This window comes from Granulicella sp. L56 (assembly GCF_009765835.1).
Classification (GTDB): domain Bacteria; phylum Acidobacteriota; class Terriglobia; order Terriglobales; family Acidobacteriaceae; genus Edaphobacter.
Genome location: NZ_LMUS01000006.1, coordinates 463,450 through 480,192 on the forward strand (window position 1 = coordinate 463,450; position 16,743 = coordinate 480,192).

A 16,743-nucleotide genomic window follows, 5' to 3' on the forward strand; every position below is an offset into this window, starting at 1 on the left:
TTTAACAGACGAAGCTACTTATTCTTGCGGTATCGCCGGATCAGGCTTGTGGTCGAAGTATCGTGCGCCAGTTTCGGCTCGGTCTCGCTCTCCAATTCGCCGATGATCTTCTGCGCCAGTACCTTGCCCAGTTCGACTCCCCATTGATCGAAGGAGTCGATGTTCCAGATGGCGCCTTGCGTGAAGACAGCGTGCTCGTAGAGTGCTACCAGTTTGCCCAGCACCTCGGGTGTCAGATGGTCGGCGAGGATCGTGTTGGAGGGACGGTTGCCCTCGAAGACGCGGTGCGGCACCAGCCAGTCGGGTGTGCCCTCTGCCTTGACCTGCTCGGCGGTCTTGCCAAAGGCGAGCGCCTCGGCCTGCGCGAAGACGTTGGCCATGAGTATGTCATGGTGCTGGCCCAGCGGGTTCAGCGTCTTGTAGAAGCCGATGAAGTCGCAGGGGATGAGCCGCGTGCCCTGATGGATAAGCTGGTAGAACGAGTGCTGTCCGTTGGTGCCGGGCTCTCCCCAGTAGATCGGGCCGGTCAGGGTGTCGACCTGCTTTCCTTCGAGTGTGACGTGCTTGCCGTTCGACTCCATTGTCAACTGCTGGAGATAGGCCGGGAAACGCTTCAGATATTGCTCGTAAGGAAGAATCGCCACGGTCTGCGCGTCGAAGAAGTCGGTGTACCAGACGGTCAGCAAACCCAGCAGAACGGGAAGATTTTTCTCGAACGGCGTGGTGCGGAAGTGCACGTCCATCTCGTGAAATCCAGCGAGCATGGCGCGAAAGTTGTCCGGCCCGATGGCGAGCATCGTTGACAACCCGATGGCCGAGTCCATCGAGTAGCGCCCTCCGACCCAGTCCCAGAAACCGAACATGTTCGCGGTATCGATGCCAAACTTCGCTACCTCTTTGGCGTTGGTCGAGATAGCTACGAAGTGTTTGGCCACAGCCTTCTCGTCGCCGAGCTTTGCCAGCGCCCAATCGCGCGCGGTGTGGGCGTTGGTCATAGTTTCGAGCGTGGTGAAGGTCTTGGAGGCAACCAGGAACAGCGTCTCTTCCGCGTCGAGGTCTTCGACGGCTTCGGCAAAATCGGTGCCATCGACGTTGGAGACAAAGCGGAAGGTGAGATCGCGCTGGCTGTAGTACTTCAGCGCCTCGTATGCCATGACCGGGCCGAGGTCCGAACCGCCGATGCCGATGTTGACGACATTGCGAATCTTTTTGCCGGTGTGCCCCTTCCACTCGCCACTGCGGACGCGATCGGCGAAGGCAGACATTTTGTCCAGCACGTCGTGCACGGCGGGAACGACATCTTCGCCGTCGAGAACGATGGACTCACCCTTCGGCGCGCGCAGGGCGACATGCAGAACGGCGCGGTTCTCCGTGATGTTAATCTTGTCGCCGCGGAACATCGCCTCGATCTTCTCGCGCAGCCCCGACTCCTCAGCCAGTTGGAGCAACAGCTTCAGGGTCTCGTCGGTGATGCGGTTCTTCGAGTAGTCAAGAAATATGCCACCTGTCTCCGCGGTAAACCGCTCTCCGCGCGCGGGGTCCTCGGCAAACAACTCACGCAGATGCTTGCCGCCAATCTGCTGAAAATGGGTTTGAAGAGCCTTCCATGCCTTCCGTTCGCCGAGAGGTGCGAGTTGTGTTGCCATACGCTTTGCTTCTCCTTTGTTGGTGCTCATCCGTAGTGACTGCCTATAGTTTAGAGCCGAAGGTTGAATGCGTGTTGAAAGGGCGCCCCGGCGGGAGGGAGACAGTTGTATCTTGCAACAATCTCTACGTGCGTTTATCGTATATCTAGTCCGGCTATCGCCCTTGGATTTTTCCCGCGATCGTCCGGCATGGAAGGATTGCAATGAGTCTCGCTCCCAGCCGCCCTGTCCCATCCATCGCATCGCCTGCGACCGCTCCTCTACCTGACACGCCGAAAGCTACACCCGCCGCATCCCTTGACATCTATACCGGTGACCCCAATTTCATGACGTCGCTGGCGCGTGGGCTGATCGTGATCCAGGCATTCACGCAGCAGTCGCCGCAGATGACGATCTCTCAGCTCAGCATTAAGACCGGCCTCTCGCGTGCCGCGGTACGGAGGTGCCTCTATACGCTGACCAAGCTGGGTTTCGCGGGTGCCGAAGATGGATCGCGCTACTCGCTGCGCCCACGGATGCTGACGCTCTCGCACACCTATACGGCCTCCAATACGCTATCGAGCGCAGCGCAGCCTATTCTTGAGCGGATGTCGGCTGCGTTGCGCGAATCTTTCTCGGTGGCAACGCTCGATGGGGAAGACATTGTTTACATTGCGAGGACGAGCGTTAGTCGGGTAATGTCGGTGGACCTGCATATAGGCAGCCGCTTGCCAGCGTATTGCACCAGCATGGGGCGAATACTGCTGGCCTATCTGCCTTCAGAGCAGCTTGAGAGCTACTTGGCCAAGGTGGAGCTGATTCCGTATACGACGCGAACGGTAAACACAATCGAAAAGCTGCGGCTACACCTGCGTAACATTCGGCGGAATGGCTATTCCATTTGCGATCAGGAGTATGAGGTTGGGCTGCGATCGCTGGCGGTGCCAGTGTTCTCTCCTTCGGGGCGAGCAGTGGCGACGATCAACCTGAGCGGGAATGCGCAACGGATGTCGGTTATGGATATGCAGACGCGATACCTGCCTCATCTGCGAAATGCGGCCAGTGAGCTGAGCGTTTTCCTGCGTTGATGTTGCGCGAATCAGTCTTGGATCAGATTGCCGGGGCCATGCAGCGGACAAAAGAGAGTGCCGCCGGCGCGTCGATGACGATATCTCCCGTCCCCTGTGGAAGCACGACCGCCTGACCGGGCTTAAGGCCGGTTGAGCCCTGGGCGCTCTTCACCGTGCCCCAGCCAGACAGACTCACCAGGCAGGCAGGACCCGTGGCTGGGATTTTGATCTCTCCAAAGGGAACATCGAAGCGGTCTACCGTGAAGTACTCCTGTTCAATCAGGCGAACGAAGCCGTCCATCAGGCGCGGCTCGACTTTGCCTGCTCTGCTCTTTGCCTTGATCACGGCGATTCCCTGCTTCAGATGCAGTTCGCGCGAGCGTCCGTAGTCGTAGAGGCGATAGGTGATATCGCTGGTCTGCTGGGTTTCGAGCAAGACGACGCCAGGCCCGATGGCGTGGACGGTTCCGGCATCGACGAAGATCATATCTCCCACTGAAACAGGAACCTGTTGCAACAGGTCTTCCATAGTTCCATTGGCTATGGAAGCAGCTACCTCTGGCGCGCCCGCTCCTGGCTTGAGACCGAGAGAGACGGCGGCGCCGGGAGCGGCTTCAAGGACGTACCAGCACTCGGTCTTGCCGCGGGTCTCCCCTGCGGCCTGGGCCTGGGCGTCGTCGGGATGCACCTGGACGGAGAGCTTGTCGTTGGGGAAGAGAATTTTAACCAGTAGGGGAAACTCGCCGCCAATCTTGCCGGACATCCCCGCGAAGGTCTTTCCGGCAAAAGAGCCGGTCTCGACGATACATGCCGGGCCGGTGAGCCATGCCTCTCCGACGAGTTCGTTCGTACCGGTCGATTCATACCATGGACGGAGGTCGCTCTTGCCCCATACACGCTCACTGAACCATGGCTTCAGACGGAAGGGAGCGGGTGAGTTTGCACTGTGCGAGTTGGGCATTGAGAGGAATTTCTCCTGAGGGTATGTTCTCGGGTCAGTTTACTCGCGTGGGTGCATTCTTTTCTGCGGCCTTCGCTTTGGCGCCTGACAGGGAAACAATAGCGCAAAGGAGGAGCTGGGCAGAAGTTGGATTCATCGTCGTCATCATCCTATTTCGAGCGGCATTACAAAAGTCTTACAAAGTACACCGGTGGAATGCGGGGGCATTACAAAAGTCTTACACCCACATTCTTCCAGGACTGATAGCGTTGAAATCAGCAGTAAAAAGGACAGTTCACATATGAGCCCAACGCTTACTACTCCCGAAGAAACGACGACGACCAAGGCCGCCGCCTCTACCCGCGCTATTCCTGTTGTCGCCGAAGTCCGGCAGAAGGTGAAGCAAGACCTTCGCATGGGCCGCGAGTATCAGCAGGGCCGCATCAACTGGATCACCACCATCGCCATGGGGCTGTTCCATGTGGGCGCTATCGCCGCACTTTTCTTCTTTAGCTGGAAGAACCTTGCAGCGTTCGTCATCATGTACTTCTTCGCCATCAACGTCGGCATCGGCATGGCCTATCATCGTCTGCTGACGCACCGCGGCTACAAGACGCCAAGATGGGTTGAATATTTCCTGACCATGTGCGGAACACTCGCGCTCGAGGGAGGACCGATCTTCTGGGTAGCGACACACCGTGTTCATCATCAATACTCCGACGACGAGGGCGATCCGCACACGCCGCACGACGGCACTTGGTGGGCACACGCTGGCTGGATTCTCTCCGGCCGCGCCATGCACTCCGAAACTGCTCTGCTTGGCCGCTACGTCCCTGACCTTACCCGCGACCCCGTGCATGTCTGGCTGAGCAAATATCATTGGGTTCCGCTGACTCTCTCCGGTCTGCTTCAAGTTGCTATCGGCGCCGCGCTTGCCGGTCCTGACCACCGCGTCGTCGGCGCGGTCGGTATGGTTCTGTGGGGAACTTTCCTCCGCGTCACCGTTGGCCTTCATGCGACGTGGCTGGTGAACTCGGCTACGCACCTGTGGGGCAAGCGGCGCTTCGAGACCAAGGATGACTCGCGCAACAACTGGTGGGTCGCGATTCTTACCGGCGGCGAAGGCTGGCACAACAACCATCACGCCCACCCAGTCAGCGCCCGTCACGGCCTTGCATGGTATGAGTTCGACATCAACTACTACGGCATCTGGCTGCTTTCGAAGATCGGCTTGGCACAGAAGGTACAGATCGCCAAGTTCGATCCGGAGAACCCAAAGCCTGCGGGTGTCTAAAATCCGACAGCACATTTGAAGTGAAGGTGCGGAACTTCGGTTCTGCGCCTTTGCTTTTTAATGCCTGCCGCTATACTTTCAGCAACGCTCATGAATATTTCCCGACGCCGCGGAGCTATCGCCTTCTTCATTACGCTGGGCGTTCTGCTTGTGGGCCTTGCGATTGCGCTGAATATCGGGTGGATCATCCTGAATGACCGTGCTGTCGCGTTCGCTGTGCTCGGCGTTATCCTCTTCAGCCTGCTGATCGCGGGGGTTGTGCTCAACACGGTTTTCCTGGTGCGGGAGATCCGCCGCAACGAGCGCCAGGATTCCTTTCTGAATGCCGTCAGTCACGAACTGAAAACTCCGATTGCTTCGATCCGGCTTTATCTGGAGACACTGCAGCGCCGTCCCGTCGAGGAAGAGCAGCGACAGCAGTTCTACAAGATCATGCTGTCGGACTCGGACCGGCTTCTCGCCACCGTTGAACAAGTGCTGAAGGCTGGGCAGCTAGGCCAGCGGCATCGTCAACAAAATCGCACCCTCATCGACATCGAAGCGCTGCTCATCGAGTGCATCAACGTCACGCTGCAGCGACATCATCTTGCCGCCGACAACATTGTTCTTGAACCGGTACCGGGCGCTGTGCGGCTACAGGTGATCGGCATTCTGGAAGACCTTCGCACCGCGATCATCAACGTGCTTGACAATGCAGTCAAATATTCGCCTGAGGGTGTGCATGTTCGCTGCTCATTGGCCATCACGCGCTATACGTGGGTCATGCTGCGCATCACCGATACGGGGATGGGGCTACCGACGAATGAGTACAAACGCATCTTCAAGAGGTTCTATCGCGTGCCGGGGCGCTCCATGGTCAAGATCAAGGGCACCGGACTAGGGTTGTTCCTTGTGCGCAACATCGCGCGCCAGCACGGTGGGAACGTCACTGCAACGAGCGCCGGTGCGGGTCTTGGCACAACGATCACCTTTACATTGCCGCTCGCAGCCCCTGAGAGCAACCCGGATAAACCATGACAGAACCGACCGCTCCACTGATTGCCGTCATCGAAGACGAAGAGCATCTTGCGCAAGGGCTGCTGTTCAATCTACGGGCCGAAGGCTATGCGACCCACCATGAGGCTGATGGCGATGCCGCGCTGAACTATCTGTTGACCACGCAGGACAAAATTGCAGCCATCGTGCTGGACTGCATGTTGCCGGGCACGGACGGCTTCGCCATCGTTCATGCCCTGCGCGAGGCACAGCGATATACGCCGGTGCTGATGCTGACAGCGCGCACGCGGCCTGAAGACATTCTTGAAGGACTGGGAGCGGGTGCCGACGACTATCTTCCCAAGCCATTCGAGTTGAACATTCTGCTCATGCGGCTGAAGTCTCTTCTGCGCCGCGCTGCCTGGCAGAATACTGCCGCTCCGCCTGAAACGCCGCCTGACGAATATATCTTCGCTCACCGCACGATTCGTTTCGACGCGCTTGAACTGGTCGCCCCCAATCGCACAACGCATCTCACGCTGATGGAGGCCGACCTGTTGCGTTATCTGACCGACCGCGAAGGCCAGATTGTGCCCCGCAAGGACATCCTCGAACAGGTGTGGCGGGTGCACGAGGATACCGACACCCGCGCCATCGACAACTTCATCGTGCGCCTTCGCCGTTACATCGAAGACGATCCAGGAAATCCGCAGCATCTGCTCACCGTGCGCGGCATCGGTTATCGATTCATCGCTAATCCCTAACTTGCCTGAGCATGACTGGAATATAAAGTTTTTTTGCGCTTGACATATTCCCATATAAGAATATTATTCGACTCATGCCACGCGCTGCTACTACTGCCGACGTCTTCAATGCCATCGCCGAGCCTCGACGACGCGAGATCATCGCTGTTCTTATCGACGGCAAAGAACATGCTGTAGGCGAAGTGGTTTCGACGCTTCGGCTGCCGCAACCAGCCGTGTCCAAGCACCTTGGCGTGCTGCGCAAGGTTGGCATCGTGACGGTGAGCAAACGCGGCCAGCTTCGCATGTACCGCCTGAACGCAAAGGAACTGAAGCCCGTGCACGATTGGGTGAAGACGTATGAGCGCTTCTGGACCCACCAGCTCGACAAGGTCAAGCAGCGGGCAGAGCAGAAGATGATGCAACGAATCGCACGCGAAAATCAATTCACCGAAAAAGAGGAGATATAGCTATGCCGATTAAGCCTTCCGAACAAGGGATTCGCACACTCGAGATAGTCAAAACTGAGGAGATTGCGGCCTCGATCGACATCGTCTTCGAGACGCTGCTGGAACAGATAGGCCCCTATAACGAGACGCCGGATGGATCACCGCTGGTCATGCATCTGGAGGCGTGGCCCGGTGGCCGCTGGTTCCGCGATCTCGGCAACAATACCGGCCACTTCTGGGGGACGGTGCAGGCCATCAAGCCGCCTGCGTTGCTTGAAATATGCGGCCCGCTGTTCATGTCCTTCCCTGCGATGTCGAATGTGCAGTATCGGCTGAGTGAGGCGGAGGGCCTTACTCGCGTTCAGTTTGTTCACCGGGCGCTCGGCCAGATTCCCGAGGATCTTCTCGATGGCGTCGCCATCAACAAGGGCTGGGGCAGCATACTGGCAAAAGTTCGCGAGAATGCAGAACGCAAGAGCGACGCGCTGCGTGGAAGCCGCTAATTTATTCAACCTGACAGACAAGGAGAGGAAGAGATGAATACTAGCCCTATCGATTACAGCCACAAAATAGTATCGAATGCGGAATGGCTTGAGGCGCGCAAGGCGTTTCTGGTGAAAGAAAAAGCGTTCACCCATCAACGGGATGAACTTAGCCGTCAACGCCAGGAGTTGCCCTGGGTCAAAGTCGAGAAAAACTATGTCTTCGACGGCCCAAACGGTAAAGAGACGCTTGCCGATCTCTTTGGTGGCCACAGCCAGCTTATCGTCTATCACTTCATGTTCGGCCCGGAGTGGGCAGAGGGCTGTCCAAGTTGTTCGCTGCTGGCCGATAGCATCGACGGCTCGGTCATTCATCTCGGCGATCGCGACGTAACCCTGCTGGCAGTATCCAGAGCGCCTTTGTCCAAGATCGAAGCCTTCAAAAAGCGCATGGGCTGGCACTTCAAGTGGGTGTCTTCCAACGCCACAGATTTCAACTACGACTACAACGTGTCATTTACGAAGGAAAAAGTCGAGAAGGGCGATGTGTATTACAACTTCGCTCGCGGCTTTTTTCCGAGCGAAGAAGGCCCGGGAGTGAGCGTATTTTACAAGGACGCAGCCGGCGATATCTTCCATACCTACTCCGCCTATGCACGCGGCGGCGACATCCTGATCAATACCTATAACTATCTCGATCTCGCGCCCAAAGGCCGGGACGAAGACTCTTTCGCCTTTACGATGTCATGGGTTCGCCACCATGATCGATACGAGAATAGCCCGACTGCCAAACTGTCGTCCGCAGGCTGTGGATGCGTTGCGGAGGAGGCTTTCTCGTGAGCGCTCCTCGTTGCTGTGGTGTCGCCGCGACCGATGCAGGTCGCGAGACACCCGCAGCAAAATACGCGGGCAACCACGTCAGGTCGTCCCTCTTCGTTCGGCGGTGCCGAAGCACCGTCGAATGGATAATTCCGGCCGCCATTCTTGCCCTGCTGCCGAAATGCCCGCTCTGTCTGGCGGCTTATCTGGTACTTGCAACCGGCGTGGGCCTTTCGATGTCGGCCGCGATTTATCTGCGAACCACGATCGTGACCCTGTGCGTCGCATCGCTTCTGTATATGACTGCCCGCTCCATACAACGCGCTCGTCAACTAAAACTGGCCACTGGAAAATAATTCTTGCTGCAATGCTGATTTCGGATGGGCAGCCTCTATTTTTGATAGATCATGGGACATGCCATCCGAGCCAGCAAACCTGAGACGAAGCTGGACACGACTGGACGGAGTGGACTTACTTCGCGGCCTTGCAATCTTCTTCGTGCTGATGAACCACGTCAACATGCGATTGCTTGGAGTAAAGGTACCGTACACCAAGGGGCTTCCCCATCAACTCGTCTTTTCGCTGGTGTGGAACGGTCAATTCGGCGTTCAGATATTTTTTGTGGTCTCCGGCTTTCTCATTACCGCGACGACGCTCCGCCGATGGGGATCGCTGTCGGCGATCAGCGTGCCGGACTTCTACCGCCTGCGCTTCGCTCGCATTGCGCCGCTGCTGTTCTTGCTGCTGGCTGTATTGAGTGGCCTACACCTCGCGCATCTCAAAGACTTTGTCGTCCCGGCAAAGACTGGAGGGCTGGGCCGAGCACTGTTTGCGGCGCTTACCTTCCACATCAATCTACTGGAAGCTCGACGCGGATATCTTCCGGGCGGTTGGGATATCCTCTGGTCGCTCTCCGTTGAGGAGATGTTCTATCTGTTCTTCCCGCTGGTATGTCGATTCTTTAGCCGCGGCAAGCTGCTCGTCACGCTGCTGCTGGCATTTGTCGTCCTCGGCCCTTTTGGTAGAACGGTTCTTGCCCACGGCAACGGCGTGTGGAAGGAGTACTCCTATCTCGGAGGCATGGACGCGATCGCCCTTGGCTGCCTTACGGCGCTGGTGGTTTCGCGAATACGCTTCTCCCGACTACAGCTATGGATGCTAGGCGGCTCAGGCGCAATATTACTTATCTTCAGCCTCTGCTTTTCCATCCGAGCCTATATCTGGGGTCTCGGCCGAAACGGGCTCAACATGACGATTCTCGCTCTGGGCACCTGTATGCTGGTCGCGTTGGCGGCACAGACACAGTGGAAGAGCCCGCGCGTGCTTAGTCCACTCCTTAAGCTGGGTCAACGCAGCTATGAGGTTTATCTGACTCATATGTTCGTGGTCTTAGCCCTGTTTGGCCTGTTTGTCGAGGCAGGCAAGCCTATGCGCGGGGTGCCGGCGCTGTTCATTGCCGTCATTGTGATTGTGGGACTACTAGGGGAGGCTATCGCGCGCTTCTTTTCCGACCCAATGAATCGCCTCCTCCGCAGACGTTTTGGCGATGGCTCCGACAAGCTCGGATCCGTCCTTGAGGCCGATAGCCGCGCTCAACACCAGAAAGGCGTTGCCGTGTAGCAGCGAGTTCCGCGTTTTGCCAATCTTCTCCTCACATACATACCAGCGCACGCGATAAACTCAATCTAGGCAACTATCTGTCCATGCGCATCTTCACCCGCTACATTCTCCGCGAGGTCACCTCTTACGCTCTGCTGGGCGGGACGCTCTTCACCTTTGTGCTCTTCATGCGCGACCTCGGCAAGATCCTTGAGCTGGTGGTCCGCGAGTCGGCCTCTTTCGGCCAGGTCTTTCTCGTCTTTGCCTATACCCTTCCGAGCGCCATCACCTACACCATTCCGATGGCGGTGCTGGTCGGCATCCTCCTTGGCCTCAGCCGCCTTGCCTCCGACAGCGAGATTACGGCGATGCGCGCCAGCGGCATGGGAGCAATGACCTTTGTGCGCATCGTCTCCATCGTGGCCGTCGTCGCTCTGGGACTGGGACTATTAAACTCCCTCTACCTTGGGCCTCGAGCATCTGCCGGACTGCTGCAACTCGGTGACACGCTGAAGTCTTCGCAGGCCTCCTTCGAGGTGCAGCCACGAGTCTTCTACGAGGATTTCCACAACTATGTTCTCTACATCCAGAATGTGAAACCCGCTGCCGGGGCCGCGCTTTGGGATCATGTGTTTCTTGCCGATCTCACACAGCCCGCCACACCGCACATCACGACAGCCGAACGCGCTATTGTCGTAGGCGGAACTCCCGGGACCGCTGACGCGCAGACGATCCGTCTGCACATGATCGATGGCGGCCAGCATGAGACCACGGCTGGAAATCCAAACCAGTACAACATCATCACCTTTGCCTCTACGGATATTCCTATCGAAACAGAGGCGCCGCCCGACCCCCATCTGGGTCGCGTCGATACGCCGATCCTTGCGCTTCCCCTACGTGAGCTTTGGCATCGCAGCAGCCAGGTCGGAGTGCCGGAAACCTTGGCGCGCAGCTATCGCATCGAGTTCCACAAGCGGTTTTCTTATCCCTTCGCGTGTCTGGTATTGATGCTGGTCGGCGTGCCTCTTGGCCTCTCTTCCAAGCGCGGCGGAAAATCGACCGGCTTCGTGCTCACAATTCTTCTGGTCTTTATCTATTACTTCCTTTCATCGGTGGGCGTGGCTTTTGCCAAGAATGGTAAGCTCTCGCCCTTTCTTGGAGTGTGGGGAGCAAATTTCATCTTCACTGGTGCCGGTATCATCCTGCTCTACCAGATGTCCCGGGGAAGCCTTGCGCTCGGTATCTTCTCAAGCGCCGGGGGTTCGATCAACAAGCTCTATAAGCGACTGGTCTCACGGGGCGCAAGCGAGAGTATCGGCAGCAATCTCACTCCCGATATCGCAACCGTGCTGCGCCGGTTTCGCGGTACCTTCCGCATTCAGTTTCCGCTGCTGCTCGACGACTACGTCATGCGCGAGTACGCTGCCAACTTCGCGCTGATCCTCTCCAGCTTTTCTGCGCTTTCCATCATCTTCACCTTCTTTGAGCTGCTCGGCGACATCTTCCGCAATCGCACACCGCTGTTTACCGTGGGCGAGTATCTCCTGAATCTCATTCCCTTCATCCTCTATAACGTCACACCGCTCTGTGCGCTCGTAGCAGTGCTGGTCACCTTCGGAGCGCTGAGCCGAAGCTCCGAGATCACAGCGATGAAGGCCACTGGCATCAGCTTGTACCGCATCATTACCCCGGTGCTCATCGTGACGTTGATGATCTCCGCGGGACTCTTCGCCTTTGACGAACTCTATCTGCCTGCCGCCAACCGCCGCCAGGAGGCGCTGCTCTCGGTCATCAAGGACAAGCCCGCGCAGACGTTCCTGCGGCCAGACCGCAAATGGATCTCCGGGCAGACGACGGACTCTGGCCAACCCTCGCGCATCTTCTACTATCAGTTCTTCGACGCGGACAAGAACGTCTTTGCAAACCTAAGCGTCTTCGAATTCGAACCGCATACCTTCGCGTTGCAGCGGCGCATCTTCGCCTCCAGCGCGCGATGGGACTCTCGCGTGAACCGCTGGGTTTTCGATGACGGCTGGCAGCGCACCTTTGCCGGAGAAACCGTCGCAACCTACCAACCCTTTACCGTGTCCACCTTCCCCGAGATCCGCGAACAGCCTGGCTACTTCAAGAAAGAAAATATTCCCTCGCAGGAGATGTCCTACGGTGAACTCTCACGCTACATCTCCGATCTGAAGCAGAGCGGCTTCGATACGACGCGGCTCAGCGTACAACTGAACCGCAAAGTTGCCTACCCGCTGATTACATTGGTGATGGCGATTCTTGCCATTCCCTTCTCGCTCTCCATGGGCAAGAAAGGTAGTCTCACGGGCATTGCCACGGCGATTGGGCTGGCCATCGCCTATTGGGTGGTGGCCGGTGTGTTTGAAGCAATGGGTAATGTCAGCACGCTGCCGCCCCTGCTGGCGGCGTGGTCGCCGGACCTCCTCTTTGGCATCGCGGGCACTTATCTCCTGCTCCGCAGCTCTACTTAACCGGGCCGTCACGACAAATAGCCCAATCTGCGATAGGATTAGCCACATCAGCCCAGCAGAACGAACTTTGCTCAATTTAAAAAGGACGAAGCGCCATACCCGTGCGACGCCATGTCTCAAACTCTGTCCGTAGCCATCATCACGCTCAATGAAGAGGCCAACCTCGGCCGAACCCTCGCCAGTGTTCAGTTTACCGACGAAGTCATCGTTCTGGACTCCGGCTCAACCGACCGAACTCTTGAGATTGCCCGATCGTTTAAGAATACGAAGGTCTTCTCCGAAGAGTGGAAGGGATTCGCCTCGCAGAAGAATTCTGCGATCGAGAAGTGCGCAGGAACCTGGGTGCTCTCGCTCGACGCCGACGAAGAGCTCTCTTCTGAGCTGCAGACCGAGATCCGCATTCTGCTGATCGGGGAGCCTCGCGCCGACGCCTACATGCTTCGCCGACGCAATCTATTCCTTAATCGCTGGATGCACCATGGCGGCTACTACCCCGACGCCAAGCTTCGCCTCTTTCGCCACCATGCCGCGAACTTTGCGCCAGGCACGCGATTCACGGAACGTCCGGTCCACGAAACCATCGCCTTCGACGGTGAGCTCGACACGCTCCACCACGATCTCATTCATCATGCCTATCCCACCATTGAGAGCTACATCGAACACATGGATCGGTATAGCACTCTGGGTGCAGAGATTGTGATTGAGAAGGGAAAGACGAGCCGCTCCTGGCTCGCGTTCTACTGGAACATCGTTGCCGTGCCCGGCTTCACTTTTGTCTGGAACTATTTTTTTCGCGGCGGCATCCTCGATGGCCGCGAAGGCCTGCTACTGCATCTCTATCACTCCACCTATACCAGTTGGAAATACTCCAAGGCCTGGCAGACGACACGCAGGGGCTGACATTCTTCAGGCAATGCCGCGTATACTTACGCCTCGATGGGGCGTCCCGCGCCAATTCGTGTTCTGGTAGCCAAACCTGGTCTCGATGGCCATGACCGTGGCGCTAAAATCATCGCCCGCGCCCTTCGAGATGCCGGCATGGAGGTGATCTACACCGGTCTGCGGCAGACACCGGAGATGATCGTCACCGCTGCTATTCAGGAAGACGTGGATTGCATTGGCCTCTCCATCCTCTCGGGCTCGCACAACACTATTGTTCCGCGAATCACTGCGCTACTGCGCGAACAAGGGGCTGAAGATATCCTCGTCGTCCTCGGCGGCACTATCCCCGATCAGGATGCAGATGGCCTGCGAAAAAGCGGCGTCTCGGCCATCTTCGGACCGGGAACGCCGCTTGAAACTACTGTTGAATTCATCCGCAAAAATGTAAAGCCACGCGGGCTGCTTACCAGGGCAGGCTCTCACCCATATGGAAGTAGCCGCCCGTAGGCCCGTCTTCCGGCAAGGTTGCCAACTGTACGGAAGTCTTAACGCCATCCTCAATCTCGAGCATCGCGCCTTCGCCGCCCATCTCTGTCTTCACCCAGCCCGGATGCGCTGAATTCACCTTGATCTTCGTATTCGCAAGCTCGTGGGCGAGATGAATGGTGAAGGCGTTCAAAGCGGCCTTGGAGGCGTCGTAAGCAAACGTCTTGGCATCGTAGACATAGGAACCCTTGGTGGCGTGAAGCGTCAGCGAGCCGAGAATGCTCGACAGGTTCACAATGCGTCCGGCGTCGCTCTTTCGCAAAAGCGGCAGCAGAGCTTGCGTCAGACCGATAACCGCAAAGAAATTCGTATCGAAGGTCTTGCGCAAAACCTCGTCGGAGGTCGTACTGGTCTCGTTAGGGCCGCGATTGTCCAGAAAAATTCCGGCGTTGTTCACCAGAATGTCGAGCCTGCCGAAATCCTTCTCAATCGCCTTGGCCGCCGCAGGATAGTCCGCCGGATTATTGACATCCAGCTTGATGGGGCGAGCGTCGATGCCTTCTTTTTTGAGCGTAGCCGCTGTAGCTTCGCTCTTCGCCAGATCGCGCGCCGCCACCAGAACCGTAATGCCCTGCTGACCCAGCTTTCGCCCTGTCTCCAGCCCAAGACCTCTGTTCGCGCCGGTAATCAGCGCAATCCGTTTCGCTTCAACACTCATCGAGATGCCCTCACTGTGTTCCCTGATTGGGATTCACCTATGAGATGAGATGCGCCGCAAAACGTTCCGCATATTTCTGTGGAAGAGAACGTTTTTTCATGCCGGCACCCACCACCACATGCACCGTCTCCCCTTCGCAGAGCAAAACGCCATCGGTTGCACGCACAATCTTGTATTCAAACCTGATGACCGCACCCCGGGCCGCAGCCAACTGCGTCTTCACGATCAACTCGTCGTCATAGCGTGCTGGCAGCCTATACCTCAGCCGCGCGTCCACAACTGCGATCCCGCAACCTTCCTCGCGCTCCATCGACTTGTAATCGAGCCCCAACTGGCGGATGAACTCCACCCGCCCCACCTCAAACCAGACCAGGTAGTTAGCGTGATAGACCACGCCCATCTGATCGGTCTCTGCGTAGCGCACACGCACGCGGGTCTCGCCTATGGATGGCTGTTCCGTCACAACTTTAGTCATCTTTACAGTCTACCGAAGCGACGCAATTATTTTCCCCAAACCGGCTTACGCTTCTCTAGAAATGCCCCAACCCCTTCACGGAAATCATGGGTCGCTCTGGCTTTGGCATTCTCTGTCAACGCGCACTCAATCGCTGTATCCAGCCACGCCTTATTCTGCGCGGCAAGCAATCGTTTGGTTGCGGCCATCGATTCCGGACTATTAGTAGTTAAACATCGCGCAAGCTCCAGGGCGCGCGCGCGAAGCTCTTCCGGATGCACCACCACCTCGTTTACCAACCCGAGCCGATGCGCCTCCTCCGCCGAAAACAACCTGCCAGTCAACAGGAGGTCTCGCGCTCGCTTGTCGCCGATCTGGAGCGTTAGAAAAGCCGATACCAACGCCGGAACAAAGCCGATCTTTACCTCGGTATACCCGAACTTTGCACCGTGTACGGCAAGGGTAAAATCGCAGATTGTCGCCAAACCCGCGCCACCCGCAATCGCCGCACCATGGACTGCCGCAATCGTCGGCTTCGGCAGCTCATACATCGTACGAAAGAGCCGAGACACGCGCTCCGCATCCTGCGTATATTCTTCGGCAGACTTGTCATGTATATCCTGCAATGAACTCAGATCCAGCCCTGCGCAAAATGCTGGGCCAGCCCCCGCAAACACAATCGCACGACAACTGCCCGTCGCGGCTTCTTCTATCGCCGCTTGCAACTCCTCCAACATCTGTGGAGTCATCGCATTGCGCCGCTCTGGGCGGTTGAGCGTAATCGTCCGAATTCCCTTTTCTTCCGCAACCAAAATCGTTTTGTAGCTCATTGGCCCCTCACTGAACTCTCGCACCAAATTTACGCGAAATCTCCGCACTCGCGGCAAGCAAACCATCCAGAGGACGCATCGGCGGCAACTCCGCGCCCAAAGCCTTCAACTCCTCTAACACCATCTCGGTCGGAAGGTTCCCCACCAACGCATCCTGCGCAAGCGGACACCCGCCCAACCCTCCAATCGCCGCATCGAACCGCCTGCATCCAGCACTATACGCCGCCCGTACCAACTCTCGCCCACCTTCATATCGAGCATGCAGATGGACGCCAACCTCCACTTCATCGTGAACAGCCATCACGTCGGCGACAACATCCGCCACCTGCTTCGGCGTCGCCAGACCAACTGTATCCGCCAACGAGATTTGCCTCACCCCACTATCAATCAGCAGATCGCAGGCGGCAACCACTTCATCAATGTCCCACGGCTCTCCGTAAGGATTGCCGAAGGCCATCGAGATATACGCCACCACATCCAGTCCCGCCTTATACGCCAGCGTTCCCACCTGTTCCAGCGCTTCGAGCGACTCCTCGGGCGTCTGGTTCTGGTTGCGCTGCAAAAATCCTGGGGAGATCGAATACGGAAATCCCAGCGTCTGCACGCTCCCCGACTTGATCGCCCGCTCCGCCCCTTTGGCATTGACGACGATGCCGATAATCTCCACATCATCGGGCGGGTCAAGATACTCCAACACCTTTTCGGAATCCGCCATCTGTGGCACCACCGCTGCCGAAACAAAGCTCACCGCATCGATATGCTTGAAGCCCGTCGCAATCAACACCCGCAAATAGTCTGCCTTCACCTCTGGCGCCATATGCACCGGCAACCCCTGCCATGCATCCCGCGGACATTCGATAATTTTCACCAAATTGCTCATAGCCA

Annotated in this window: 18 protein-coding genes; 12 read left to right on the forward strand and 6 right to left on the reverse strand. The window is 57.4% G+C overall.

Going from position 1 to position 16,743, the window contains the following annotated elements:
• Positions 1-14: 14 nt before the first annotated feature.
• A complete protein-coding gene (gene pgi / locus GSQ81_RS09750; RefSeq protein WP_158910573.1) occupies positions 15-1,646 on the reverse strand; it encodes a glucose-6-phosphate isomerase in 1,632 nt (543 codons plus the stop codon).
• 203 nt (positions 1,647-1,849) lie between these two features.
• Between pgi and GSQ81_RS09755 the strand changes: the two genes are divergently transcribed.
• Entirely contained in the window at positions 1,850-2,713 is an 864-nt protein-coding gene (locus tag GSQ81_RS09755) for an IclR family transcriptional regulator C-terminal domain-containing protein (RefSeq protein WP_158910574.1), read from the forward strand.
• A gap of 22 nt (positions 2,714-2,735) precedes the next feature.
• On the opposite strand, the gene GSQ81_RS09760 is transcribed toward GSQ81_RS09755, so the two are convergent.
• Complete coding sequence (locus tag GSQ81_RS09760; RefSeq protein WP_158910575.1) at positions 2,736-3,656, reverse strand: type I phosphomannose isomerase catalytic subunit; 921 nt, start codon at positions 3,654-3,656, stop codon at positions 2,736-2,738.
• 280 nt (positions 3,657-3,936) lie between these two features.
• Here GSQ81_RS09760 and GSQ81_RS09765 point away from each other — a divergent pair, with 280 nt between their 5' ends.
• From GSQ81_RS09765 to GSQ81_RS09815, 11 genes are all read left to right on the forward strand, one after another.
• On the forward strand, positions 3,937-4,929 hold the full coding sequence (locus GSQ81_RS09765; protein ID WP_158910576.1) for a fatty acid desaturase: 993 nt from the start codon (positions 3,937-3,939) through the stop codon (positions 4,927-4,929).
• 90 nt (positions 4,930-5,019) lie between these two features.
• Entirely contained in the window at positions 5,020-5,946 is a 927-nt protein-coding gene (locus tag GSQ81_RS09770) for a sensor histidine kinase KdpD (RefSeq protein WP_158910577.1), read from the forward strand.
• Positions 5,943-6,668, forward strand: coding sequence for a response regulator transcription factor (locus GSQ81_RS09775; protein ID WP_158910578.1), 726 nt, complete (start codon positions 5,943-5,945; stop codon positions 6,666-6,668). The genes GSQ81_RS09770 and GSQ81_RS09775 overlap by 4 nt, the downstream gene beginning before the upstream one ends.
• A gap of 74 nt (positions 6,669-6,742) precedes the next feature.
• Positions 6,743-7,117, forward strand: a complete 375-nt coding sequence (locus tag GSQ81_RS09780; protein ID WP_158910579.1) for a helix-turn-helix transcriptional regulator — start codon at positions 6,743-6,745, stop codon at positions 7,115-7,117.
• A 2-nt stretch (positions 7,118-7,119) separates the two neighbouring features.
• A complete protein-coding gene (locus GSQ81_RS09785) occupies positions 7,120-7,599 on the forward strand; it encodes an SRPBCC domain-containing protein (protein ID WP_158910580.1) in 480 nt (159 codons plus the stop codon).
• A gap of 33 nt (positions 7,600-7,632) precedes the next feature.
• Positions 7,633-8,418, forward strand: a complete 786-nt coding sequence (locus tag GSQ81_RS09790) for a thioredoxin family protein (RefSeq protein WP_158910581.1) — start codon at positions 7,633-7,635, stop codon at positions 8,416-8,418.
• Positions 8,415-8,753 carry a hypothetical protein gene (locus GSQ81_RS09795; protein ID WP_158910582.1) on the forward strand — a complete coding sequence of 113 codons (339 nt, stop codon included), beginning with the start codon at positions 8,415-8,417 and terminating at the stop codon, positions 8,751-8,753. Before GSQ81_RS09790 ends, GSQ81_RS09795 begins: the two co-directional genes overlap by 4 nt.
• Positions 8,754-8,811: 58 nt before the next feature.
• Complete coding sequence (locus GSQ81_RS09800; RefSeq protein WP_158910583.1) at positions 8,812-10,017, forward strand: acyltransferase; 1,206 nt, start codon at positions 8,812-8,814, stop codon at positions 10,015-10,017.
• A gap of 83 nt (positions 10,018-10,100) precedes the next feature.
• The gene (locus tag GSQ81_RS09805) at positions 10,101-12,488 is read left to right on the forward strand and encodes an LptF/LptG family permease (RefSeq protein WP_158910584.1); all 2,388 of its coding nucleotides are present in this window, start codon (positions 10,101-10,103) and stop codon (positions 12,486-12,488) included.
• Positions 12,489-12,599: 111 nt separating this feature from the next.
• Positions 12,600-13,388, forward strand: coding sequence for a glycosyltransferase family 2 protein (locus tag GSQ81_RS09810; protein ID WP_158910585.1), 789 nt, complete (start codon positions 12,600-12,602; stop codon positions 13,386-13,388).
• Between the two features lie 36 nt (positions 13,389-13,424).
• Positions 13,425-13,877, forward strand: coding sequence for a cobalamin B12-binding domain-containing protein (locus GSQ81_RS09815; RefSeq protein WP_158910586.1), 453 nt, complete (start codon positions 13,425-13,427; stop codon positions 13,875-13,877).
• Here GSQ81_RS09815 and GSQ81_RS09820 read toward each other — a convergent pair.
• From GSQ81_RS09820 to GSQ81_RS09835, 4 genes are read right to left on the reverse strand one after another with little or no spacing between them, the layout of a single operon-like run.
• Positions 13,834-14,574, reverse strand: a complete 741-nt coding sequence (locus GSQ81_RS09820; protein ID WP_158910587.1) for an SDR family oxidoreductase — start codon at positions 14,572-14,574, stop codon at positions 13,834-13,836. The two genes, GSQ81_RS09815 and GSQ81_RS09820, sit on opposite strands and share 44 nt — an antisense overlap.
• Before the next feature lie 37 nt (positions 14,575-14,611).
• On the reverse strand, positions 14,612-15,049 hold the full coding sequence (locus GSQ81_RS09825; protein WP_158910588.1) for a thioesterase family protein: 438 nt from the start codon (positions 15,047-15,049) through the stop codon (positions 14,612-14,614).
• 26 nt (positions 15,050-15,075) lie between these two features.
• The gene (locus tag GSQ81_RS09830) at positions 15,076-15,858 is read right to left on the reverse strand and encodes an enoyl-CoA hydratase/isomerase family protein (protein ID WP_158910589.1); all 783 of its coding nucleotides are present in this window, start codon (positions 15,856-15,858) and stop codon (positions 15,076-15,078) included.
• Between the two features lie 7 nt (positions 15,859-15,865).
• Complete coding sequence (locus GSQ81_RS09835; RefSeq protein ID WP_318523689.1) at positions 15,866-16,726, reverse strand: hydroxymethylglutaryl-CoA lyase; 861 nt, start codon at positions 16,724-16,726, stop codon at positions 15,866-15,868.
• Positions 16,727-16,743 lie beyond the last annotated feature (17 nt).